This window comes from Streptomyces sp. SudanB5_2050 (assembly GCF_964272335.1).
Taxonomy (GTDB): domain Bacteria; phylum Actinomycetota; class Actinomycetes; order Streptomycetales; family Streptomycetaceae; genus Streptomyces; species Streptomyces rochei.
This window is the reverse complement of record NZ_OZ186760.1, coordinates 7,107,534-7,130,063: the sequence shown is the minus strand read 5'-3', so window position 1 is coordinate 7,130,063 and position 22,530 is coordinate 7,107,534. Positions and strand designations below refer to the sequence as shown.

At 73.5% G+C, this 22,530-nt stretch carries 25 protein-coding genes; 12 read left to right on the top strand and 13 right to left on the bottom strand.

All coding sequences use genetic code 11. The features are described 5' to 3' along the window. The first annotated feature begins 55 nt into the window (after positions 1-55). Entirely contained in the window at positions 56-1,420 is a 1,365-nt protein-coding gene (locus ACFZP7_RS31315; RefSeq protein WP_031015794.1) for an FAD-dependent oxidoreductase, read from the top strand. 93 nt (positions 1,421-1,513) lie between these two features. Here ACFZP7_RS31315 and ACFZP7_RS31310 read toward each other — a convergent pair whose 3' ends face one another. From ACFZP7_RS31310 to ACFZP7_RS31295, 4 genes are read right to left on the bottom strand one after another with little or no spacing between them, the layout of a single operon-like run. Next, positions 1,514-1,888, bottom strand: coding sequence for a hypothetical protein (locus tag ACFZP7_RS31310; RefSeq protein ID WP_031015796.1), 375 nt, complete (start codon positions 1,886-1,888; stop codon positions 1,514-1,516). Between the two features lie 53 nt (positions 1,889-1,941). Beyond that, the gene (locus ACFZP7_RS31305) at positions 1,942-2,466 is read right to left on the bottom strand and encodes a roadblock/LC7 domain-containing protein (RefSeq protein WP_019327817.1); all 525 of its coding nucleotides are present in this window, start codon (positions 2,464-2,466) and stop codon (positions 1,942-1,944) included. Positions 2,467-2,504: 38 nt separating this feature from the next. After that, positions 2,505-3,281, bottom strand: coding sequence for a hypothetical protein (locus tag ACFZP7_RS31300; RefSeq protein WP_019327816.1), 777 nt, complete (start codon positions 3,279-3,281; stop codon positions 2,505-2,507). Positions 3,282-3,304: 23 nt separating this feature from the next. Beyond that, positions 3,305-3,700 carry a hypothetical protein gene (locus tag ACFZP7_RS31295; RefSeq protein WP_019327815.1) on the bottom strand — a complete coding sequence of 132 codons (396 nt, stop codon included), beginning with the start codon at positions 3,698-3,700 and terminating at the stop codon, positions 3,305-3,307. 233 nt (positions 3,701-3,933) lie between these two features. On the opposite strand from ACFZP7_RS31295, the gene ACFZP7_RS31290 reads away from it, so the two are divergent. Then, complete coding sequence (locus tag ACFZP7_RS31290) at positions 3,934-5,019, top strand: YihY/virulence factor BrkB family protein (protein ID WP_385637307.1); 1,086 nt, start codon at positions 3,934-3,936, stop codon at positions 5,017-5,019. 54 nt (positions 5,020-5,073) lie between these two features. Here the strand turns inward: ACFZP7_RS31290 and ACFZP7_RS31285 are convergent, their stop codons facing one another. After that, positions 5,074-5,868 carry an SDR family NAD(P)-dependent oxidoreductase gene (locus ACFZP7_RS31285; protein ID WP_385637305.1) on the bottom strand — a complete coding sequence of 265 codons (795 nt, stop codon included), beginning with the start codon at positions 5,866-5,868 and terminating at the stop codon, positions 5,074-5,076. 194 nt (positions 5,869-6,062) lie between these two features. Here ACFZP7_RS31285 and ACFZP7_RS31280 point away from each other — a divergent pair, with 194 nt between their 5' ends. The 4 genes from ACFZP7_RS31280 to ACFZP7_RS31265 all read left to right on the top strand — a co-directional run bounded on the left by ACFZP7_RS31280 (position 6,063) and on the right by ACFZP7_RS31265 (position 11,054). Then, on the top strand, positions 6,063-7,205 hold the full coding sequence (locus ACFZP7_RS31280; protein ID WP_385637303.1) for a hypothetical protein: 1,143 nt from the start codon (positions 6,063-6,065) through the stop codon (positions 7,203-7,205). A 141-nt stretch (positions 7,206-7,346) separates the two neighbouring features. Next, a complete protein-coding gene (locus tag ACFZP7_RS31275) occupies positions 7,347-7,910 on the top strand; it encodes a (2Fe-2S)-binding protein (protein WP_210952833.1) in 564 nt (187 codons plus the stop codon). Continuing rightward, positions 7,907-8,899, top strand: coding sequence for a xanthine dehydrogenase family protein subunit M (locus ACFZP7_RS31270; RefSeq protein WP_030975881.1), 993 nt, complete (start codon positions 7,907-7,909; stop codon positions 8,897-8,899). The genes ACFZP7_RS31275 and ACFZP7_RS31270 overlap by 4 nt, the downstream gene beginning before the upstream one ends. Positions 8,900-8,924: 25 nt before the next feature. After that, positions 8,925-11,054 (top strand): xanthine dehydrogenase family protein molybdopterin-binding subunit, encoded by a 2,130-nt coding sequence (locus ACFZP7_RS31265; RefSeq protein ID WP_385637300.1) that lies wholly within the window; start codon positions 8,925-8,927, stop codon positions 11,052-11,054. A gap of 73 nt (positions 11,055-11,127) precedes the next feature. Here the strand turns inward: ACFZP7_RS31265 and ACFZP7_RS31260 are convergent, their stop codons facing one another. Further along, on the bottom strand, positions 11,128-12,540 hold the full coding sequence (locus tag ACFZP7_RS31260; protein WP_385637297.1) for a hypothetical protein: 1,413 nt from the start codon (positions 12,538-12,540) through the stop codon (positions 11,128-11,130). Between the two features lie 208 nt (positions 12,541-12,748). On the opposite strand from ACFZP7_RS31260, the gene ACFZP7_RS31255 reads away from it, so the two are divergent. From ACFZP7_RS31255 to tgmB, 3 genes are all read left to right on the top strand, one after another. After that, on the top strand, positions 12,749-13,072 hold the full coding sequence (locus ACFZP7_RS31255; RefSeq protein WP_019327808.1) for a DUF1232 domain-containing protein: 324 nt from the start codon (positions 12,749-12,751) through the stop codon (positions 13,070-13,072). 121 nt (positions 13,073-13,193) lie between these two features. Continuing rightward, the gene (gene tgmA / locus ACFZP7_RS31250; RefSeq protein ID WP_019327807.1) at positions 13,194-13,385 is read left to right on the top strand and encodes a putative ATP-grasp-modified RiPP; all 192 of its coding nucleotides are present in this window, start codon (positions 13,194-13,196) and stop codon (positions 13,383-13,385) included. Between the two features lie 16 nt (positions 13,386-13,401). Beyond that, positions 13,402-14,388, top strand: coding sequence for an ATP-grasp ribosomal peptide maturase (gene tgmB, locus ACFZP7_RS31245; protein ID WP_385637294.1), 987 nt, complete (start codon positions 13,402-13,404; stop codon positions 14,386-14,388). A gap of 28 nt (positions 14,389-14,416) precedes the next feature. Here tgmB and ACFZP7_RS31240 read toward each other — a convergent pair whose 3' ends face one another. Beyond that, positions 14,417-14,632: a hypothetical protein gene (locus tag ACFZP7_RS31240; RefSeq protein WP_003978167.1), complete on the bottom strand. Its 216-nt coding sequence runs from the start codon at positions 14,630-14,632 to the stop codon at positions 14,417-14,419. 107 nt (positions 14,633-14,739) lie between these two features. Then, a complete protein-coding gene (locus tag ACFZP7_RS31235) occupies positions 14,740-15,261 on the bottom strand; it encodes a hypothetical protein (protein ID WP_385637292.1) in 522 nt (173 codons plus the stop codon). Positions 15,262-15,466: 205 nt separating this feature from the next. Between ACFZP7_RS31235 and ACFZP7_RS31230 the strand changes: the two genes are divergently transcribed. Beyond that, positions 15,467-16,435, top strand: a complete 969-nt coding sequence (locus tag ACFZP7_RS31230; protein WP_385637289.1) for a GlxA family transcriptional regulator — start codon at positions 15,467-15,469, stop codon at positions 16,433-16,435. 73 nt (positions 16,436-16,508) lie between these two features. Here ACFZP7_RS31230 and ACFZP7_RS31225 read toward each other — a convergent pair whose 3' ends face one another. The 4 genes from ACFZP7_RS31225 to ACFZP7_RS31210 all read right to left on the bottom strand — a co-directional run bounded on the left by ACFZP7_RS31225 (position 16,509) and on the right by ACFZP7_RS31210 (position 20,118). After that, a complete protein-coding gene (locus ACFZP7_RS31225) occupies positions 16,509-16,772 on the bottom strand; it encodes a DUF5133 domain-containing protein (protein WP_031015812.1) in 264 nt (87 codons plus the stop codon). Positions 16,773-16,961: 189 nt separating this feature from the next. Next, positions 16,962-18,731 (bottom strand): ABC transporter ATP-binding protein, encoded by a 1,770-nt coding sequence (locus ACFZP7_RS31220; RefSeq protein ID WP_019327802.1) that lies wholly within the window; start codon positions 18,729-18,731, stop codon positions 16,962-16,964. Positions 18,732-18,966: 235 nt separating this feature from the next. Further along, a complete protein-coding gene (locus ACFZP7_RS31215; protein ID WP_019327801.1) occupies positions 18,967-19,515 on the bottom strand; it encodes a hypothetical protein in 549 nt (182 codons plus the stop codon). 27 nt (positions 19,516-19,542) lie between these two features. Next, the gene (locus ACFZP7_RS31210) at positions 19,543-20,118 is read right to left on the bottom strand and encodes an ATP-binding protein (RefSeq protein ID WP_385637286.1); all 576 of its coding nucleotides are present in this window, start codon (positions 20,116-20,118) and stop codon (positions 19,543-19,545) included. 179 nt (positions 20,119-20,297) lie between these two features. Here ACFZP7_RS31210 and ACFZP7_RS31205 point away from each other — a divergent pair, with 179 nt between their 5' ends. Next, positions 20,298-20,525, top strand: a complete 228-nt coding sequence (locus tag ACFZP7_RS31205) for a DUF397 domain-containing protein (protein ID WP_031015816.1) — start codon at positions 20,298-20,300, stop codon at positions 20,523-20,525. Between the two features lie 153 nt (positions 20,526-20,678). Then, positions 20,679-21,602 (top strand): helix-turn-helix domain-containing protein, encoded by a 924-nt coding sequence (locus tag ACFZP7_RS31200; RefSeq protein WP_385637283.1) that lies wholly within the window; start codon positions 20,679-20,681, stop codon positions 21,600-21,602. A 105-nt stretch (positions 21,603-21,707) separates the two neighbouring features. On the opposite strand, the gene ACFZP7_RS31195 is transcribed toward ACFZP7_RS31200, so the two are convergent. Continuing rightward, positions 21,708-22,526, bottom strand: coding sequence for an SAM-dependent methyltransferase (locus ACFZP7_RS31195; RefSeq protein ID WP_031015817.1), 819 nt, complete (start codon positions 22,524-22,526; stop codon positions 21,708-21,710). Positions 22,527-22,530 lie beyond the last annotated feature (4 nt).

Here is a 22,530-nt window from a genome sequence, read left to right as displayed (position 1 = left end):
CTTAGCTTAGGCTTCCCCGAGAGTCGATCTGTCACCGCTCGAAGGGAACCTGAACATGCCCCGCCCTCTGCGGGTAGCCATCGTCGGATCCGGCCCGGCCGGGATCTACGCCGCCGACGCCCTGCTCAAGTCCGAGGTGGCCGCCGACCCCGGTGTGTCCATCGACATCTTCGAGCGCATGCCCGCCCCGTTCGGACTGATCCGGTACGGCGTCGCCCCCGACCACCCGCGGATCAAGGGCATCATCACCGCCCTCCACCAGGTGCTCGACAAGCCGCAGATCCGTCTCTTCGGCAACGTCGACTACCCGACCGACATCAGCCTGGACGATCTGCGCGCCTTCTACGACGGCGTGATCTTCGCCACCGGCGCCACGGCCGACCGGGCGCTGCCGATCCCCGGCATCGACCTCGACGGCTCCTACGGTGCCGCCGAGTTCGTCGCCTGGTACGACGGTCACCCGGACTTCCCGCGCACCTGGCCGCTGGAGGCGGAGAAGGTCGCCGTCCTCGGTGTCGGCAACGTCGCCCTGGACATCGCGCGCGTCCTCGCCAAGACCGCCGACGAGCTTCTGCCGACCGAGATCCCGCCGAACGTCTACGAGGGCCTGAAGGCCAACAAGGCGATGGAGATCCACGTCTTCGGCCGCCGCGGCCCGGCGCAGGCGAAGTTCAGCCCGATGGAGCTGCGGGAGCTGGACCACTCCCCCAACATCGAGGTCATCGTCGACCCCGAGGACATCGACTACGACGAGGGCTCGATCGCGACCCGGCGCGGCAACAAGCAGGCCGACATGGTCGCCAAGACCCTGGAGAACTGGGCGATCCGCGACGTCGGCGACCGCCCGCACAAGCTGTTCCTGCACTTCTTCGAGTCGCCCACCGAGATCCTCGGCGAGGACGGCAAGGTCGTCGGCCTGCGCACCGAGCGCACCGCGCTGGACGGCACCGGCAACGTCAAGGGCACCGGCGAGTTCAAGGACTGGGACGTCCAGGCCGTCTACCGGGCCGTGGGCTACCTGTCCGACCAGCTGCCCAAGCTGCCCTGGGACATCGACTCGGGCACCGTCCCGGACGAGGGCGGACGCGTCATCCAGGAGTCCGGCGAGCACCTGCGGTCGACGTACGTCACCGGCTGGATCCGCCGCGGCCCGGTCGGCCTGATCGGCCACACCAAGGGCGACGCCAACGAGACGGTCGCCAACCTGCTGGAGGACTACGCCGGCGGCCGGCTGCAGACGCCCGCCTCGCCCGACCCGGAGGCCGTGGACGCCTTCCTGGCCGAGCGGAACGTCCGCTTCACCACCTGGGAGGGCTGGTACAAGCTGGACGCCGCGGAGAAGGCGCTGGGTGAGCCGCAGGGACGTGAGCGCGTCAAGCTCGTCGAGCGTGAGGACATGCTCCGGGAGAGCGGCGCCTGAGCGGACCGCACCGGCGCGGGCGCGGGCCCGGGACGAGCTCCTGTCTCGTCCCGGGCCCGCGCCCGTCCGGGCCGGTGTGCCGCGCGTGCGGGCTCAGACCTCCAGTTCGCTCTCGATCCGGCGCAGCTGGTGGCGGGCCATCGCCAGGTTGGCGCGGCTCCCGTCGAGCACCAGGTAGAGGAAGAGCCCGTTGCCGCCGCGGCCCTTGAGCAGGCGGATCAGGTGGTACTGGCTGTTCAGGGTGATCAGGATGTCCTCGATCTCCTCCTTCAGCCCGAGGAGTTCCATGGTGCGCAGCTTGGCCCGCACGACGTCGGTGTTGCCGGCGGCGGCCACCTCCAGGTTGAACTCCTTGCTGCCGCCGAGGGTGCCGAGCGCCATACCGCTGGTGTAGTCGACCAGCGCGGCGGCCGACGCCCCGTCGATGGCACTGAGGCATTCCTTGAGCGAGGTCTCCAGGTTGGCCATGGTGAGTTCCTTTCCGGACGCGATCTGTGCGTGTTCGGTACGTGATCGGTTGATCAGGTCGGCCGACGGTGGCCGCCGGCCTGGGGACTGGGCAGGTGGGCGGGCCGCTGCGGGGTGCGGACCGGCAGGGTTCCGATGGGGCGGCCCGCTTCCGGGGCCGGGGTGACGACGCGCTCGGCGGAGGCGGTGCCGACGCCGTCCCGGCCGATGTGGGCACCGACCAGTTCCCCGATCCGCGCCCCGCTGCGCCGGCCCTCCAGGTGCAGCCGTCCGACGTTGACCCGCCCGTCGGCGAGCAGGGTGAGCACGACGGCCGGACCCGCGGCGTAGGTGGCGACGTAGCCGTCCGTCCCGCGCAGCAGCAGCTCGCGGAAGCCGCCGCGCCCGGTGGCGTCGGCCATGCGGTGGGCGACCCCGAGGGCGGCGGCGGTGAGGGCCGCGAGCCCCTCGGGTTCGGTGCCCGGCGCGTCGTGGGCCAGGACGAGCCCGTCGACGGTGGCGGCGAGCGATCCGGTCAGCTGGGGTACGCGGTTGCGCAGCCCCCGCAGTTCGTCCAGGACGTCGCTCTCGACGGCCATGAGCAGTCTCCTTTCGGCACGCTGTCGGCGCGCGCGGATCACAGGGCCTCCAGGGCGTCACGGAGCCGCCGCAGCAGGGCGGTGTCCGGGTCGTCCCACACGACCCCGCCCGGCTCGGGTGCCGCGGCGGCCGGAGCGGGAGCGGGCGGGGCGGCGGTGACGAGACCGGCGGCGGCCAGGCGGCGCAGCTCGACGAGGGTGTGGTACGTGCGGCAGGCGAGCGCGGAGGCTATCTCGGCGGCCGTGCGGACGCCGTCGACCTGCGTCAGGGTCCTGCTGCGTCGCACCGGAAGACCGGCGGCGCGGGCGTCGCGCACCCGGGTGAGCGGGGCGGTGTCGATGGCGGCGTCCGGCCAGATGCGGTCCAGCAGGGCGCGTCGGCGTCCGGTCTCCCGGACGACGACGTCCACGGGCACGGATCTGACCGCGCCGAGCCAGTGCACGGCGCCGGGCCGGAAGCGGTGTGCGCGCGTGTCGTGGGCGAGCACGAAGTACGCGGCGTCGAAGAGCGCGCCCAGATGGCAGACCTCCAGCGCGCCGGCGGTGAGCCGGCCGCTGTCCACGAGCCGGTGGCCGACCCGGTGCTGGGTGCCGCCCCGGTCGACCGCGTCCCACCAGCCGTCCGGCGGCACGGCGCCGCTGCGGGTGAGCAGGGCGCCGAGGTCCGGTGTGAAGGCGGACTCCACGTGCACCACGCGGCCCGCCGACAGATAGACGATGCCCCGGTCGCCCGACAGGGCCCCGGTCGCCCCCTCGGCCGCGAGGGCGCCGAGCGCCGCCGAGGTCGTCTCGTGCGCGGCCCATGCCGTCGTCACCCTCGTCACTCTCGCCACCCTCGTCACCCGAGCACCAGACGTTCCGCCAGCTCGGCCAGCCGGATGCGGGCCAGCGCGAGATTGCCGTCGTTGCGGTCGAGCCACAGGTGGAGGAAGACGGTGCTGTCGAAGGGCGTGCTGACGAAGCGGAGCAGGTGGTAGGCGTCGCCGGTGGTGGCGATCAGGTCCTCGACCGCCGGTTCCTTGTCCGTCTCGGCGGCGCCGCCGGCGCCCAGGGAGGCGTTCTCCGCGACGTGCCGGGCCAGTTCGGCGGTCTGGGCCGCGGTCGCCTCCCAGTCGCCGCCCGGCGCGTCGCCGACGGCGCCCAGTGCGAGCCCGCTGATCCAGTCGACCAGCGACGCGCCCCGCGCGCCGGGCAGCCGGATGGCTTCCACCAGACTCTCGTCGATTCCGGGCACGCCGGATCCCCTCCCCTGCACGGCTGTACCGCGAACGTGACGCCGAGACTACGGAAAGTGCACGCATCCGGTGAGCGCTTTGGCATTTTCCAGAGGAACGTGCGCGCGCTGCGGCATACTGCGGTGTTTCGGCCGTGCTCGGGGCTTGCGGTGCGGCTTCGGGCGGCCCGCGCTCCGGCGCGCGTTCCGCGTCCCAGGGGCTTGGGCGGGCCGTCGCGGGCAACCCGGGGGGCATGGCCCGACTTCACCTTCCCCACCTCGGGAAGCACAAGGACGACACCGACGACACGGGGGGCTCGGCCGCCCGCGCGCCCGGGAGCACGGAGTCCGGCGACTACGGTCCGGACCCCTCCGCCGAGCGCGCCGCGCCCGACTCCCCCACCGAGCTGCCGAAGCGCTCGTGGTCCGCGCTGCTGCGGCGCGTGGTCGCCGAGTTCAAGGACGACGAGCTGACCGACCGCGCCGCGGCCCTGACCTACTACGGGATCCTCTCGCTCTTCCCGGCGCTGCTGGTGCTGGTCTCGCTGCTGGGCATCGCCGGGCGGTCCGCCACCCAGGAGGTGCTGGACAACATCCAGAAGCTCGCGCCCGGTTCCGCGCGGGACGTCATCACCGACGCCGTGGAACAGTTGCAGGCCAAGGCGGGCCTCGGCTCGGTGCTGGCGGTGGTGGGTCTGGTCGGCGCGATCTGGTCGGCGTCCGGTTACGTGGCCGCGTTCATCCGGGCCGCCAACGCCGTCTACGACGTGCCCGAGGGACGCCCGGTGTGGAAGGTCCTGCCGCTGCGGGTTGCCCTGACCGTGGTGCTGCTGGTGCTCGCCGTGGTCAGCGCGCTCATCGTCGTGTTCACCGGCAGCCTCGCCCAGCAGGTCGGCACCGCGCTCGGGGTCGGCGACACCGCGATGACGGTGTGGTCGATCGCCAAGTGGCCGGTGCTGGTCGTGCTCGTCACCCTGATGATCGCGATCCTGTACTGGGCCACCCCGAACGCCCGGGTCAAGGGCTTCAAGTGGATCTCGCCGGGCAGTGTGCTGGCCCTGCTGGTCTGGCTGGTCGCCTCGGCCGGCTTCGCCTTCTACGTGGCGAACTTCGGCTCGTACAACAAGACGTACGGCACTCTGGCGGGCGTCATCATCTTCCTGGTGTGGCTGTGGGTGACGAACCTGGCCATCCTCTTCGGCCTGGAGTTCGACGCCGAGCTGGCCCGGCAGCGGGTGATCGACGGCGGCCACCCGGCCGACCGGGAGCCGTACGTGGAGCCGCGCGACACGCGTGCCTGGGACGAGACCGACCGGCGGCGGGCGGCGCCGGACGAGTGACGCGGCCCGGCCCGGGAGCCGTCGGGGCGGCGCGCGTCCGGGCCGCGGCAGGGCCTACGGGAGGATCGAGTCGATGTAGCCCCCGTCGACACGGACGGCCGCCCCGGTGGTGGCGGACGCCAGGGGCGAGCTGAGGTAGACCACCAGGTTGGCGATCTCCTCCGGCTCGATCAGCCGCTGGAGCAGCGACTGCGGGCGGTGCTCGCGCATGAAGACGCGCTGGGCCTCCTCCCAGGGCAGGTCCCGGTCGACGAGCTGGTACACGAACTCCTCGACGCCCTCGGTGCGGGTGGGTCCGGCGATGACGCAGTTGACCGTGACGCCGCTGCCGGCCGCCTCCTTGGCGAAGCCGCGGCCCACTGCCAGCAGAGCGGTCTTGGAGACCCCGTAGTGGATCATCTCGGCCGGGACGACGACGGCCGAGTCACTCGCGATGTACAGCACCCGGCCCCAGCCGCGTTCCCTCATCCGGGGGAGATGGGCGCGCGTCAGCCTGACGCCGGCGAGGACGTTGATCTCGAAGTAGCGGCGCCACTCGTCGTCGCTGATCTCCAGCGCGGGCGTGGCCCCGAAGACACCGAGGTTGTTCACCAGGACGTCGACGTCGGGCATCGCCTCCAGGGCCCGCCGCGCGCCCTCCTCGGTGCCGAGGTCGGCCGCCACCGGCACGAACGTGCCGTCCGGCACCTCGGCCCGCAGTCCGGCGACGCTCTCCTCCAGACGGCCGGCGTCGCGGCCGTTGACGCCCACCGTGGCCCCTGCCCGGGCCAGTCCGGCGGCGATCGCCGCTCCGATGCCCTGCGAGGAGCCGGTCACCAGTGCGGTCCGTCCGCCGAGGTCGAGGTTCATCAGATCGCTCCCTGTCGTGCCGTACGGTCGGTCGCCGTGCTCCTGTCCAGCCTCGCCCACGGCCCGCCCGGGCCCCCGCCGACGGCACCGTGCGCCACGCCGCGCCCCGCCCGGTCGGCGGACCCCGGGTGCTCTCCGCTGACCTGCGGCGACGATACTTGCCTACGTCCGTGCCCCTGCTTCCCGATGGACTCATGCCGACTTCTGCCACCGCCCGCCCCTCGACTCCGCCCACGCTGTGGTCCGCTCGCGGCCGCCATGTCGGATCCGCGGCACAGGACACCGTCCGGCACCACCTCCAGCGGCTGAAGGACGGCCACGTCATCGACGACTGGCTGGAACTTCCCGACGAGGGGTCGCAGGAGCCCACGGGCGTCCGGACCTTCGAGGCGCGGTGGAAGGTCGCGGAGTCCGTCACCGTGCGGGCCAGACTGACCCTCGCGGCCCCCTCGGCCGGGAGTCAGGAGTGGACGCTGCTGGCGGAGGCCGAAGCGGCCTGGGACCTCGCCTGGCCCTCCCCCGCGACCGTGTTCTGGCCGGACGACCCGGACGTCACCTGGGACCGGGACATCGCGACGGGACTGCGGCTGCGGGGCATCAACACGCTGCCCGACGACGACAAGGCCGTACGCCGGCTGCTGAAGGAGGCGGGGCGCGGGGCGTGGAACATCCACGTCGTCGTGCACGAGGCGATGACCCCCGACCACCGGGGCCGGGTGCCGCTGGCGGACCGGTTGCCGCCCGGCCTGCGGCACCGCGTGGTCGAGCACCGCGCCGCCCCGCAGCAACTGCGCGTGGTGAACTGGGCCCTGGAGGACTTCGGCGTCCAGCTGCCGCGCGGCGGCGCCGTGGTGCTGCCCGGCACGCCGGCGCCGGAGGGCTACGAGGCCCGGGACTTCTCGGTGCGCACCGTCTTCCTAGACGGTTCCGAGCCCACCGCCCTGATCACCGCGGTCACCTCGTTCGCCGGGCTGGCGAGGCCGCTCACCGCGGACGCGGAGGCGGCCCTGACCGCCCTGCGGGAGGACTGGCGGCTGCTGACCATGGCCGAGGAACTGGACCGCGAGCGCAAGCTGGTGGCCATGTACGCGGAGGCGCTGGAGGCCATGACGCAGTCCCGCGACCTGTACCGGGAGGCGGCCGAACGCGCGGCCGAGGCGCTGGCCGCCTACCGGGAGTCCGCCGGTGCGGGCCCGGCCGAGCCGGCACCGTCCGAGGCGCCGGTCTCCCCCTTCCGGGGGCTGACCCGCACGCTGGAACGGTTCAAGGGCGCCCGCGCCCAGCGCCCAGGGTCCGACGGCGCCACCGGCGACGAGCCGCCCCGGCCCGGCGGCTGACAGCACGGCCCCCACCGCTGCGCCGCCCGGTCGCCCCCGTCGCCCCGGGGCCCGGTGAGGGCACCCTCACGTGTCAGGTGCCGCAAGGTGGATACGCGGACGGCACAGCCGCACGGCCCGTCCCGGAAGGTCACCGACGCCATGGACAGCCAGCACGAGGGCACCGCCCACGCCGCACCGCCACCGACGTCCCGGTCGGACACCACGCTCCGCGTCAACGGCAAGCCGCACACCCTCACCGTCGACCACCGCCGCGTCCTGCTGGACCTCCTGCGGGAGGACCTCGGCCTGGCGGGCGCGAAGAAGGGCTGCGACCACGGCCAGTGCGGCGCCTGCACGGTCCTGGTGGACGGACGGCGGGTCAACAGCTGCCTGCTGTTCGCCGTCGCCCTGGACGGCTGCGAGATCACCACCGTCGAGGGCCTGGCCGGGGACGGCGAGGAGCTGCACCCGGTGCAGCGGGCGTTCCTGGACCGCGACGCCTTCCAGTGCGGGTACTGCACCCCGGGCCAGATCTGCTCGGCGGTCGGCGTGCTCGCCGAGGCGGCGGCCGGGCACCCGTCCCGCGTCACCGACCCGCGGGCCCCCTCCGGCGCTCCCGTTCCGCTGGGCCCCGAGGAGATCCGGGAGCGGATGAGCGGCAACCTGTGCCGGTGCGGTGCCTATCCGCGCATCGCCGAGGCGGTCGAGGACGTGATCCCGTGAAGCCCTTCGCCTATGTGCGGGCCGGCAGCGTCCAGGAGGCCACCGACGCGTTCGCCGCCCATCCCGGCGCCCGCTACCTGGGCGGCGGCACCAACCTCGTCGACCTGATGAAGCTGGGGGTCGAGGCGCCCACCGCGCTCGTCGACGTCACCCGGCTGCCGCTGGACGCGGTCGAGGAGCTGCCCGACGGTGCGCTGCGCGTCGGCGCGACGGTCCGCAACAGCGACCTCGCGGCCCACCCCGCCGTCCGCGACCGCTGGCCCGCGCTGTCCCAGGCGCTGCTGGCGGGCGCCTCGGGGCAGCTGCGCAACGCCGCCACCACCGGCGGGAACCTGCTGCAGCGCACCCGCTGCCCCTACTTCCAGGACCTGTCCAAGCCCTGCAACAAACGCGAGCCCGGCACCGGTTGCGGCGCGCTGCGCGGCGTGCACCGCGACCACGCGGTGCTCGGCCACTCGGAGCAGTGCATCGCCACCCACCCCTCGGACATGGCGGTGGCGCTCGCCGCCCTGGACGCGCGGGTCGAGCTGCGCGGGCCCGAGGGCGCCCGGAGCGTGCCCGCCGCCGACTTCCACCGCCTGCCCGGCGTGCACCCGGAGCGGGACACGGAGATCCACCCCGGTGAGCTGATCACCGGTGTCGTCCTGCCCGCGGCCACCGCGGGGCTGCCTTCCGCGTACCGCAAGGCCCGCGACCGGGCGTCGTACGCCTTCGCGCTGGCGTCCGTCGCCGCCGTGCTGCACCTGCGGGACGGGGTGGTGGAGCGCGCCGGGATCGCTTTCGGCGCGCTGGCGCACCGGCCCTGGCGGGCGCGGCGGGCCGAGGACGCGCTGGTGGGCGCCGCGCCGACGACGGCGGCTTTCGAGCACGCCGTCGACCTGGAACTGGCCGCAGCCGAACCGCTGCGGGACAACGCCTACAAGGTGCCGCTGGCCCGCCGGCTGGCCCTGGACGTACTGGGCCGGCTCGCCCCGCCCTCCACCACCTGAACCCGGCGTCCACGAGGAGGACTCCATGACCGGCACCGAGACCGTCCTGGGCGCTCCGGCCGAGCGCCGGGAGGGGCGGGAGAAGGTCACCGGCACCGCCCGCTACGCCGCCGAGTTCGACGTGCCCGGCCGTGCGCAGGGCTGGCCCGTGCCCGCCGCCGTCGCGCGGGGCCGGGTGACCGGCGTCGACGCGGCGCCCGCGCTGGCCCTGCCGGGCGTCGTGGCCGTGCTCACCCACGAGAACGCGCCGCGGCTCGCCGATCCCGAGGACCCCACCCTGGCGCTCCTGCAGAACCCGCACGTCCCGCACCGGGGCTGGTTCGTGGGCCTGGTGGTCGGCGAGACCCTGGAGGCGGCGCGGGCCGGCGCCGCGGCCGTACGGGTCACGTACGAGGCGGAGGACTTCGATGTGACGCTCACCGCCGACCACCCCGGGGCGTACGTCCCCGACTCGGCCAACGGCGGGTTCCCGGCCGTCACCGAGCACGGCGACCCCGACGCCGCCTACGCCTCGTCGCCGACCCGGGTGGACGTCGAGTACCGGGTCCCGCCGCTGCACAACCATCCGATGGAGCCGCACGCCAGTACGGCGTGGTGGGAGGGCGACCGGCTGACGGTGCACTCCTCCAGCCAGGGCACCACCGCCGTACGCGCGGAACTGGCCCGCGTGTTCGAGCTGCCCGAGGACCGGATCACGGTCTTCGCCGAGCACGTGGGCGGCGGCTTCGGCTCCAAGGGCACGCCCCGGCCCGACGTGGTGCTGGCCGCGACGGCGGCGCGCGCGACGGGCCGCCCGGTGACGGTGGCGCTGCCGCGCCGCTTTCTGCCCACCGTCGTCGGGCACCGGGCGCCGACCCTGCACCGGCTGCGGCTCGGCGCCGACGCCGACGGCCGGATCGCCTCCCTGACGCACGAGGTGACGACACACACCTCCCGGGTGAAGGAGTTCGTGGAGCAGGCCGCCGTCCCGGCCCGCGTCATGTACGCCGCCGGCGCCCTGCGCACCGCGCACCGTGTCGCCCCGCTGGACGTGCCCACGCCGTCCTGGATGCGCGCTCCCGGGGAGTGCCCCGGCATGTACGCGCTCGAGTCCGCGATGGACGAACTGGCCACCGGCCTCGGCATCGATCCGGTGGAGCTGCGGATCCGCAACGAGCCTGAGACCGAACCGGACAGCGGCAAGCCCTTCAGCAGCCGGCACCTGGTGGAGTGTCTGCGCGAGGGGGCCCGCCGGTTCGGCTGGCAGGAGCGTGACCCGCGCCCCGGGGCGCGCGCCGACGGGCCGCTGCTGATCGGCAGCGGGGTGGCCGCGGCCACGTATCCGGTGCTGGTCTCCCCGTGTGCCGCCTCGGCCCGGGCCCTGCCTGACGGCGGTTTCCTGGTCCGGGTCAACGCCACCGACATCGGCACGGGCGCCCGCACGGTCTGCGCGCAGATCGCGGCGGACGCGCTCGGCGTGCCCCTGGAGCGGGTCCGGATCGAGGTCGCCGACAGCGGTATCGGCTTCGCACCGATGGCCGGCGGCTCCTCCGGCACCGCGTCCTGGGGCTGGGCCGTGCACGAGGCGTGCGCACGGCTGGTCGCCCGGCTCGCCGAGCACTCGGGCCCGCTGCCGGACGACGGCGTCCTCGCCGAGGCCGACACCTCCGGCACCGCGGACGCCGTGAGCCCCTACGCCCGGCACGCGTTCGGCGCGCACTTCGCCGAGGTCACCGTGGACACGGTCACCGGTGAGGTACGGGTGACGCGGCTGCTGGGGGTGTTCGCGGCGGGGCGCATCCTCAACGCCCGTACGGCGCGCTCCCAGTTCGTGGGCGGCATGACGATGGGGCTGGGCATGGCGCTGACCGAGGACAGCACGGTCGACCCGGCGTTCGGCGACTTCACCGAGTCCGACCTGGCCTCCTACCACGTGCCGGCCCACGCCGACGTCCCGTCCGTCGAGGCGTACTGGGTCGACGAGGACGACGCCCACCTCAACCCCATGGGCAGCAAGGGGATCGGCGAGATCGGCATCGTGGGCTCCGCCGCGGCCGTCGGCAACGCCGTCCACCACGCCACCGGCATCCGCTTCCGGGAGCTGCCGCTGACCCCGGACCGGGTGCTCGCGGCCCTGCTGGAGCACGAGCACCCGGCCGGCACGCTGGGCGTGTGAACGGCTCGTCCCGGGGTTCGCGCCGGACACCGGCGCGAACCCCGGGACGTGTGTACGGCGGTGACCGACCCGGTCAGTCCGCGACGCGGCTCGCCCGGGGCACCGGGCGGGCCGTCCGGCGCCCGGCGGGTACCTGCGAGGCCACCCGCACACACAGGGCGGTCAGCGCGACCAGGGACGCCGCCACCGCGACCGCGACCGCGATCCAGCTGGGCGCCAGGGTGAGGTCGACGGTCCGGGAGACCCGCGACGAGGGGGTGGCGCTGCCGTAGAGCGTGGCCGCGGCCAGCGCCGCCGGCACGACGACCGCCGCCGCGATCAACGGGACGGCGGGCCGCACGGTCAGCAGCAGGGCCAGCAGCAGGCACAGCGCGGAGAGGCCGAGGGCGACTCCGTAGGCGCGCGGTGAGGCCCCGTCCTGGTGCAGCGGGAAGTACGCCACGCCGCATCCCGCCAGGACGGCGACCGTGAGCCACACCGGCCAGGCCGGACCCCGGTCGGCCCGGCGCGCGGCCCGGTCGCGGTCGCGCCGGGCGCGTTCCTCGTCGTGGGCGTCGTCGCGCGCCGCGCGGTCCGCGTCGCGGTCGCGTCCCCGGCGGCCCGGTCGGAAGCCGCGGCGGCGGTCGCGGCCCCGTCGGTCGCCCGCCGCGGGCGCGTCGGCCGCTTCGCCCGGGCGGGCGGAGGGCACCGGTCCGTCGTCCTCGGCGCCGCCCTCCAGGGCCGCCCGCAGACGCCGGGCGTCGGGCCGGTCCGGCCGAACCCGGCCGTCCTCGGCGAGGCGACCGATCAGCTGCACCAGTTCCTCGACGGGCCGGCCGGTCGCGGCGGCCCGGACGGCCTCCTGACCGCAGTGCGGCTCCAGCGGGGTGCGGTGCAGCAGTTCCATCAGCCGGGTCACGTCCTCCACCGAGCGGCACTCGGCCGCGGCCCGGATCGCCTCGTCCGCGCTGTCCGGGTGGCGCGGGGGCCGGGTCAGCAGGCCGACCAGCCGGGTGACGTCCTCCACCGAGCGGTTCACGCCGACGGCACGGAGCGCGTCGATCGTGGCCTGTGCGTACTGGGGGGACCCCTCCAGCATCGTGATGAGGTCGACGACCTCCTCCAGCGGCCGGTCGGCCACGGCCGCGCGCACCAGGTCCCCGACGGGGTCGCCGTACTCGCGCGCCGCCTCGTCCCGGACGCCGCGGTCCTGGTCGTAGGGGTCGGGATCGGCGGGGAAGGGCTCGTCGGCGAAGGCGTCCTCCACGAACGCGTCCTCTTCGAACGGGTCCTCGGTGGCGTGGTACTCCCCGGCGGGTTCCGCGTCCTCCTCGGACGCGGGTGGGCGGACGGGCGAGGGACGGGCCGCCGGTGACCCTGTGTCGGGCCGCGCCTGCGGCGGCCGCACCTGGTGGGTGCCCGTGGCCGTGGTCGTCTCCCCGGTGGGCAGGTCCAGGGCGGATATGGCGTACTCGGGCGAACGGGGTGATGAAGAGCCGGTGGTCATGATCTCTCCGTGTGGTGGGGGTGCGGCCGCCCTGCGTCCCCGACATGCGACACGCGCTGTGTGTGCTGCCCATTACTAAGCACGTCCGACGCGGAGTGCCACCGGAGTGGGCCACAGGGATGAGAGGCCCGTTCCCGGTGACTTGGCACGGCCGCGACCGGGCATCCGCAAGGCGAGGCGCGTGCCGCGCGCCGGGAGGAGGACCGGGGTGGACACGACCACAGTGGTGATCGTCGCGGCGGTGGCGCTCGCGGCGGCCGTCCTCGCGGCGGCGGTCGCCGTGCTGGTACGGCTGGTCCGCACCCGACGGGATCTCAGGCGGGCCGGGCTCCCCACCGGTCCCCGGTGGGTCTTCTGGGGCGCCGTCCTCTACTTGGTACTGCCGGCCGACCTGGTGCCGGACCCGGTCTACCTGGACGACGTGGGTGTGCTCCTGCTCGCTCTGCGCTCCGCCCGCGGCACGCTCGGCGCCCGGCGGGACGCCGGGGACCGGCGGCGGGAGGCCGGTCCACGCGGCGACTACGCAGCGTGAGGAAACCATTCACCCGTTCGATTCGTATAAGTCTCTGGAAGCCGAAGGAAGTCGGCGGACCGGGCGGCGGCGCGCACACGAGCCGCCGGCCGGTCGGCACAGCACCGACCAGGGAGAGACGATGAAACCGTTCGCGCTCAACTACGCACGTCCGGCAGTGGAGTTGGAAGCCGCCACTCCCTATGTCTACGACTCCGGGCTGCAGTTGAACGTGCTTCTGGACGGGCGGGTGGCCGCCGGCGACCACGCGCTGCTGAGAGAGCTGGGGACCACGACCTCCACCGCAGGGTCGAAGACTCACTTCGACGACTGAACACGGGCAGTCGCACATGACCGTGCTGATCCTGACCTGTGAAGAGGACGTCACCGCCGACATGGTGGTCGTGCACCTCAACGCGGCAGGGGTGCCGGTGGTCCGGCTGGACCCCGCGGACCTCACCGCTTCCGTCGCGCTCTCCGGTGAGTTCGCGCACGGCTCGTTCCGGGGCCACCTCTCCTCGGGGGGCCGCCTGGTGAGCATCGGCGGGCTGCGGTCCGTGTGGGTGCGCAGGCCGGGGGGTGCCGCCGCCCGGGCCGCCGAGCCCTCGGCGTGGCTGACCGAGGAGTCCGGGCAGGCGCTGTACGGCATGCTCCGCGACTGCGGGGCGCGCTGGATGAACGAGCCGGACGCCGCGCACCGGGCGCGCTACAAGCCCTGGCAGCTGCGCCTCGCCCAGCAGTGCGGACTGCCGGTGCCCGCGACGCTGATCACCACGTTCCCGCGGGCGGCGCGGGAGTTCGCCGAGCGTTATCCGGACCTGGTGGTCAAGCCCGTCTCGGGCTCCCATCCGCAGGACCCGCCCCTGGCGGTGCCGACCAGCAGGGTCCCCCCCGAGGCCGACTTCTCCGCCGTCGCCCACGGACCGACGCTGCTGCAGCGCCGGATCGCCAAGCGTGCCGACATCCGGGTCACCGCCGTCGGCGAGGAACTGCTGGCCGCGCGGAAGACGACCCTCGCGGGACCGGACCCGGAGGTGGTCGACGTGCGCTTCACGCGGTCCCCCGAGCCGTGGCGGCCCGCCGAGGTCCCGCCGCGCGTCGCCGAGTCCGTCCGCGCCTACCTCCGGGCGGCGCACCTGGCCTACGGCGCCTTCGACTTCGCGGAGGACGGCGACGGCACCTGGTGGTTCCTGGAGTGCAATCAGTCGGGGCAGTTCGGCTTCGTCGAGGTGGACACCGGCCAGCCCATCGCCCGTACCATCGCCGAGTGGCTGGCGCGGCCCGCCGCCGGGGCGCCGGCGGACGCGGGCGGTGCGGACACGGCGGCCGTCGGGTGAGGCCGGGCCCCCGGGTGCGGGCCGTCCGTCAGTGCGGGCGCGGACCGGGCAGCAGGGCGGTGCGCTGCCAGCCGGCGCCCGGAGAGGGCTGTCGCTCGGCACCGGGCAGATGGCCGGGTGCCCGCAGCGGACGCATGACCACCTCGAGCTCCCTGCTCACGCGCTCGGCATCCCGTCGCACCTGCTCGGGGACGTCACCGCGTTCGGCGACGAGTCGGTCGTAGATGGGGGAATCCTGGAACACCCGTCAACGTGCCTTTCGTGTCGTCCGCCCCCGTACGGAGGCGCGACTGAGCAGTCTAGGCGTCCATCGGTCCGGGGGTGCGGATTCCCCTCGAAGGCGACGTTCTCTCAGGCGCCGGTGGTGGAGCCCGGCCGGACGATCATGAGGACCGTCACCGTCGCCCACAGGAGGTTGAACAGGCCGGTGAACATGGCGAGCCGGGCGGTCCTGGCGCGCTCGACGGGCTGCCGGCCGGTCAGGTCCTCCAGCAGTTCCTCCTGGCGCGGCAGGACGAAGGCGAGCAGGATGCCGGCCGCGGCCGCGGTCAGGGTGATGGACGCGATGAGCCACGCGTCGCCGAGGACTCCCATCGCCGCCGCGGTGGCGAAGCCGAGGACCGGCACCGCGACACCCAGACCGGAGTAGACGCGGCAGATGCGGTGCAGCAGCCGGACGGTGCTCATGTCGTCCTGGGCGGCACCGGCACCGGCACCGGCACCGGCAGCACCGTCTCCTCCCCCAGCGGTACCGACCGGAACGGCCACCGCCACCCGGCGGACGGCCTGCGGGAACATGCTGGCCGCGACGGTGACGGGCCCGATGGCGAGGATCGCGGCCAGGACGTGGAGGGACAGCAGGAACTTGGTCATCGGTCGGGGCTCCGGGAGGCAGGCGGATCGGTGGGGTGGAAGCCACGTTAGGAAGCCGACGCGTGATCGCCCAGAGGCCGGAACGACAGCATTCAACGGGTTCTCGCCAACGCCCCCACCAGGGCGGTGCCCGCCGCCCCGGCCCGCTTCCCGCCGCCGAGCAGGACCTTCTCCGCCCGGCGGGACACCGCCTATCGTGGCGGCCATGCACGCGGTGGCGATCCTGGTCCTCGACGACGTGGTGCCCTTCGACATGGCGGCGCCCATGCAGGCGTTCGACTGGGCGCGGCTGCCCGACGGGCGCGCCCCGTACCGCGTCCGCATGTGCGCGGAGTCGCCCGAGGTGCGCACCCAGGGGCTGACGCTCCGCGTCGAGCACGGGCTGGAGGCGCTGGAGACGGCGGACACGATCATCGTGCCGGGCCGTTCCGAGGAGTCGGGACCGCCCTCCGGGCGGGTCCTGGCGGCGCTGCGGGAGGCGGCCGGCGCGGGTACCCGGATCGCCTCGGTGTGCGTGGGCGCCTTCGTCCTGGCCGAGGCGGGGCTGCTGGACGGGCTGCGGGCCACCACGCACTGGATCGCCGCGGACGAACTGGCCCGCCGCCACCCGGAGGTGGAGGTGGCGCCCGATGTGCTCTACGTCGACAACGGGCAGATCCTCACCTCGGCGGGCGCCGCCGCCGGGCTCGACATGTGCCTGCACATGATCCGTCGGGACCTCGGCTCGGCCGTCGCCGCGCACACCGCCCGGATGTGCGTCGTCCCGCTGGAACGGGAGGGCGGCCAGGCCCAGTTCATCGTGCACCGGCAGCCGCCCGTACCGCGGGGCTCGGACCTGGAGCCGCTGCTGGAGTGGCTGGAGGACAACCTGGCCGGGGAGGTCACCCTCGGGGCGATGGCCGCGCGCTCGGGCATGAGCGAGCGCACCCTGAGCCGCCGCTTCCGCGAGCAGACGGGCACCACACCGCTGCAGTGGCTGCTGCGGGCGCGGGTGCGACGGGCCCAGTACCTTCTGGAGAACGGCGACCACTCGATCGAACGCATCGCGCGGCAGGCCGGGTTCGGCTCCCCCACGGCCTTCCGGGAACGCTTCCGGCGGGTGGTGGGGACGACGCCGCACGCCTATCGCGCGGCCTTCCTCGACAGGTCCGCCGCGACGGCACCGCACGCGTAGGCCCGCCCCGGGGGCCGGCCCGGCGTGCGCAGCCGTACCCCGGCCCCCGGGGCGGGCCCGGGGTACGGCTGTCTCAGACGGCCAGCGACAGGCCGCTCTCCCCGTCCGGATGCGCCACGCGAGCCGTGTCCGGCGTCCGTTCCTTGGCGAGCAGCAGCGCGTCGGCCTTGGCCACGGCCTCGTGGATGGTCGTCGTCGCCATCATCACGCAGAGCGTGTAACTGACGTCCGCCAGCTCACGCGCCGTCGCCGGCCTCTCCCTCTCCGCCTGAGCGATCCGCAGAGACGCGTACCGCGTCAACAACTCCCTGACGACCTTCGGGTCCGGTTCGAGCACGAAGCGCCCCTCTCTCGATTTGCGCTCCGTATGCCCGAACCCGGACGAAACATTCGCACCATGCGCGCCGCCACCCGCAATTGACGAAAATGCGTCGTTTACTGTCCGACCTACGACGAAAATGAGCGGCTATTCAACCAAAAAGGGACAGAACTTCTTCCCCTTCGATCGCATCCTCAGCTTGAGCGATCAGGCGACCTGCCCGCCGTGCAGCGCGGCGTACGCCCCCGCCCTGCCGAGCAGCTCCTCGTGCGTACCCGTCTCCAGAATGCGTCCCTCGCCCATCACCACGATCCGGTCCGCGCCGCGGACGGTGGAGAGCCGGTGGGCGACGACGAAGGTCGTCCGGCCGCGCAGCAGCCGGGCCAGGGCCTGTTGGACGAGGGCCTCCGAGCGGGTGTCCAGGGCCGAGGTGGCCTCGTCGAGGACGAGTACCCTCGGGTCCCGGATCAGGGCGCGGGCGATGGCCAGTCGCTGACGCTGACCACCCGACAGCCGCGCCCCGTGCTCCCCGACGAGGGTGTCGAGGCCCTGGGGCAGCCGGTCGACGAACTCCAGCGCGTTGGCGTCGCGCAGTGCCGCGCGCACCGCCTCCTCGTCGGCGTCGTCCATCCCGTAGGCGACGTTCTCCCGGACGGTGCCGTCGAAGAGGATCGACTCCTGCGGCACGACCGACACGAAGCGCCGGTAGGTGCGCAGGTCGAGGGTGTTCATGTCGTGGCCGTCGAGCAGCAGCCGGCCGGAGGTGGGCCGCAGGAAGCCGATCACGAGGTTGAGCACCGTGGACTTGCCGGCACCGGACGCCCCCACCAGGGCGATCGTCTCCCCGGGAGCGACGGTGAGCGAGAAGTCGCTCACGGCCGGCCGGGCGTCGCCGTCGAAGGAGTGCCCGACCCCCTCGAAGGTGACGGCCCCGCGCAGGGCGGCGAGTTCCGCCTTGCCCTCGTTGTCCTCCAGTTCGGGCGCCTGGAGCACCTCGCCGACCGAACGCACGGACTCCAGGCCCTTGGTGATGACCGGCGCCAGGCCGGCCAGCGTCGTCGTGGAGTTGGTGAGGGTGGTCAGGAACGCGCTGAGCATGACGACGTCGCCGGCGGTGACGCCCCAGACGTCGTAGTACGAGACCAGCGCGGCGCCGGCGAGCACCAGCACGCCGACGACGTTGAGCACCACCCAGGACAGCGAGCCGAAGCGGCCGTTGACCAGGTCCAGGCGCATACCGGAGGTCAGCAGGCGGTCCAGGGTGCCGTCCATGCGGCGCAGCGCCTTGCGCTCCAGGCCGTGGGCGCGGGTGACCGGGATCAGCCGGGTCATCTCGGTGACCCTGGACGACAGCGTCTCGACCTCGTGGCGGAAGTGTTCGTTGTGGGTGCGCAGCCGGGCCCGGAGCCGGGCCACGAGGAGGGAGGCCGCGGGGACGACGACGAGGAAGACCGGCAGGAACTCCGGCGTGCGGACCGCGATGATCACGAGGCCGCCGGCGAGCACGGTGAACGCCCCCAGTCCCGTCTCGGCGGTCTGCTGGACCATCTGCTCGACCGTCTCGACGTCCCGGACGACCTTGGCCTGGAGCACCCCGGCGCTGACGCGCGAGTGGTAGCCGATGGAGAGCTGCTGCATCCGCGTGCACAGCGCCGAGCGCAGGGCGGTGCCCATGCGGCGCACGCTGCCGTAGAGCAGACGGACGTACAGCAGGTGCAGCGGGTAGTTGACGACCAGGATGAACATGATGATCCCGGTGCTGGTCCACAGGTCGCCGATCGGGCCGTGCTGGACGACGGTGTCGATGATGGACGCGGTGATGAGGGGCAGCAGCCAGACGGGGCTGTGCTTGACGGTGAAGACGGCGACCGCGCCGGCCAGGCGGTGACGGTCGGCGCGGAAGAGGTAGACGAGCGTGCGTATCGGGTGTTCGCCCCGGTAGCGGTGGTCGAGCGGCTTTTCGAGCGGCGACGCCATCGGCGTGGTCCTCCTGGTGACCGAGGGGGGCAAGCGCTTTCTTCCCGCGCTTTCCTACCCCGCCGCTCCCCGGAGCGCCACCTCGTCCCGAGGGCCGGTACGCACCGGCCCTCGCCACCCGTCACTCCGCCCGGCCGCTCCACCGATCCGCCGATCCGACGCCCCGACGCCCCGACGCCCCGACGCCCCGACAGGAAGGAGACCCGCGCCTTCTCCCCCGCGGAGGGCGCGGGTCTCAGTCTCCGAGTGTGCGGGCGAGTTCGGTGGTGGCCCGCGTGATCTCGCTGTCGTCGTCGGCGAGCAGCCGCTTCAGCTCGCCCCGCCGGGCGCGCACGGCCTGCCGCGCCGCCCGCTCCCAGGCCACCGGGTTCTCCCGGTGGTTGAGCAGCTTGGGATAGACCGTGGCGGTGGTCTCCCACTGCCGCGCGTCGGCGATGTTCTTGAGCAACTGGATGATCTGGGCGCGGCAGTTCACCTGGGGCCGCTGGGCCAGCTCCCACAGGAAGGGAACGGTCGCGGCCGTCGCCTGCTCGACGACGAACCCGTACTGGCAGATGCGTTTCCGCAGATCCGCGAGGGCGGCCCGGGCGGTCTCCGGGTCACCTCCGGCGACCTTGCGCAGCAGCCGGGGGATGGCCGCGGCCGACCCGCTGGAGTCCTGGATCTCCCCCCAGGGCACTCCGTCCAGGCCCGCGAGCGGGGCGGCGGCCCGGGGCAGGCCGGGCGGCTGGGTCTGCGTCTCGGTGCGCCGGGTGCTCGGTTCGGGTGTCGGAGCGCTGCGCATGGTGTGGGGCCCTCCGCGGCAGTCGGGTCAGGGAAGGTGGCGGGTGGTCAGGGTGGCCCAGACGGTCTTTCCCGCCGGGGGCCTCGGGGTCCAGCCCCAGTCGTCGGCGAGTGCGTCGACGATGCACAGACCGCGTCCGTGCTCGCGCAGTGCGGAGCCGTCGGACGGGGTGGGCACGGGCTCGCCGTCCCCGGGGTCGGAGACCGTCAGCGTCAGGTGGCCGGGCTCCAGGGAGAGCCCCAGCCTGATCTCGGGCGCGCCGGCCGCGGCCGAGGGCACCGCGTGCGCCACGGCGTTGGCCGCCAGCTCGGTGACCACGAGGACGGCGTCGTCGGCGTGCCGGTCCAGGGACCAGCCGCTCAGGGTCTCCCGGGTGAAGACCCGGGCCCGGGCGAAGCCTTCGGCGCTGCACGCGATCCGCAGCATGGCGGACGCCGGACGGGCGCCCGGCACCTGCGACCGCGCGGCCGGAGCGGCGAACGGCCGTGCCCTCCGGTCGGCGTCCGCCCCCGTGTGCGGGAGCCCGCCGAACCGGCTCGCCGCGCCTGCCTCCGACGCGGGTTCGCCGGGCGACCGGAGCTTGGTATGCGCAGGTGACGACACGGCATCTCCCTGATGCGACGTCAGGACGGGGCGCCGGAAGAGGGGTTGACGCCACGGCTATTATCCACGCTGACAGCGCTCGCGTGCAATTGCACGAGAAATTGCGCGAAAAAAATCGGATGGGGGCGCAAGGGGACCGAGGGACCCCGGTCGCTCCCCCGAACGGCAAGGAGACCGCGGTGCCACCAGTGCGCAACGGAGTGCAGGCCAGTTCGCTGGAAGCCTGCTGGAAGAAGAGTCGGCACAGCAACGCCGAGGGCAACTGCGTCGAGGTCGCTCTGGTGGACGGCGGCATAGCGATGCGCAACTCCCGTGATCCGGACGGCCCCGCGCTCGTCTACACCCCGGCCGAGGTGGCCGCCTTCCTCGCCGGCGCCAAGGAGGGCGAGTTCGACCATCTGCTGTGAGGCGGGCCGCGACCACGGCGGCGGAGCGCCCGTGGAGGCTGGGCTTCCGCTCAAACGGAGGCCAACTACCCGATTTCCACGGGCAGATGCGGTGGGCACGGGCCGGATGAGATAGTGTGGTTTCTCAAGTCTGCCGGTCTGCTGGGAGTCAGGATGTCCGCCGCCGCGTCGCCCCGCATCTCCCGTCTCGAACCCTATCTGGACCGGGCCGAGCCGGCGCCCACTCTGCTGAAGATGCTCGTCGGCGTGCAGCTCGCGGGCTTCCGCGAGGACGCCGGCCTCTCCCAGGAACAGGCCGCGCGCGAGCTGGGGTTCAGCGCGGCGAAGCTCTCGCGCATCGAGTCGGGCAAGGGCCGCAGGCCGCCGACGGAGAAGGACGTCCGGGCCCTGCTGGAGCGGTACGGCACCGACGCGTACGAGGCTTCGGTCCTGCTCAAACTGCTCCAGCGCGCCGGTGAACCGGGCTGGTGGCAGCGGTACGACAAGCGTCTGATGCCCGAGTGGTTCGACCGCCTGGTCGGCCTCCAGGAGGCAGCGGCGACCATCCGTACCTTCGAGATCCAGTACGTCCCGGGCCTGCTCCAGACGGCGGCCTACACCCGGGCCGTGGTCGAGCGCGGCCTGCCCAACGCGCCCGAGAGCGAGGTCCGGCGCCGGGTCGAGCTGCGCATGCGCCGTGCGGAGCTGCTGCACCGCGCCGACGCCCCGCAGTTGTGGGCGATCATCGACGAGTCCGTACTGCTGCGCGTCCTGGGCAGCCGCGACGTCATGCGGGAGCAGCTGGGGCATCTCGTCGAGATGGCGCAGAAGCCAGAAGTGACGCTGCAGATCGTGCCGCTGGACGTGACGAACGCCTCGGCGCCCGCGATCCCGGTCACCTATCTGCGCTTCGGCGGCACCGACCTGCCCGACGTGGTGTACCTGGAGCACATCCGGAGCGCCAACTTCCTCGAGGACCAGGACGAGACCGAGGAGTACCGGGTCGCGCTGGACCGGCTGGCGGACGAGGCGCTGACGCCGCGCGCGTCACTCGACCTGCTGCGCGAGACGGCACGGCAGCGTTACTCGGAGAAGTAGCACCGCGGGGCACCCGGGCAGCGCCGCCGCCGGAACACGGAGCACCGAGGAGGCACGAATAGGACTGGGCCGCGCCCACGGCGCGGCCCTCGGTCCATCTCGTGCCTAGCGTATGCGGCCCAGTCCGCCGAACTCGATCCACTCGTCGGTGAGCTGGCGGGGCGCCACGTCGGTGTCCGGGCGCCAGGTGGAGACCTCGACCAGGCCCGGCTCCAGGATCTCCATCCCCTCGAAGAGGGCCTCGACGTCCTTCGGCTCACGGACTCGGCCCCAGTGCCCCTGCGTGGCCTGGTCCATGAAGTCCGTGACGAACTTCCGCACCTCGGGATCCTCGCTCACCAGCTGGCACATCACCGCGTAACTTCCGGGCACCAGACGCTCGGTGACCCGGCGGACCACCGCCATCGGGCCGTCGGTGTCGCTGTCCGGGATGCAGTGGAACACCGAGTTGAACAGCACGGCGACCGGCTGCGAGAAGTCGATCAGGCGCTGGGTGTCCGGGTGGGAGAAGATCTCCTCCGTCGAGCGCATGTCGGCGTGGATGACGGCGGTCCGGTCGTTCTGGTCGAGCAGCGCGCGGCCGTGGACCAGGACCATCGGGTCGTTGTCCACGTAGACGACGCGGGACTCGGGGGCGACGCGCTGGGCGATCTGGTGCACGTTGTCCTGCGTGGGCAGGCCGGAGCCGTGGTCCAGGAACTGGCGGATGCCGTACTCCTGGGCGAGGGTGCGCACGACCCGCTGCAGGAAGCGCCGGTTGTTCAGCGCCAGCCGGCGGGTGCTGGGGACGACCTTGTCGAGTTCACCGACGGCGGCCCGGTCGGCCGCGTAGTTGTCCTTGCCGCCCAGGTAATAGTCGTACATCCGTGCGGCTGTGGGCACGTTGGCGTCGATCTCCGTGGACAGCTGCTTGTCGGCTTGCATCGTT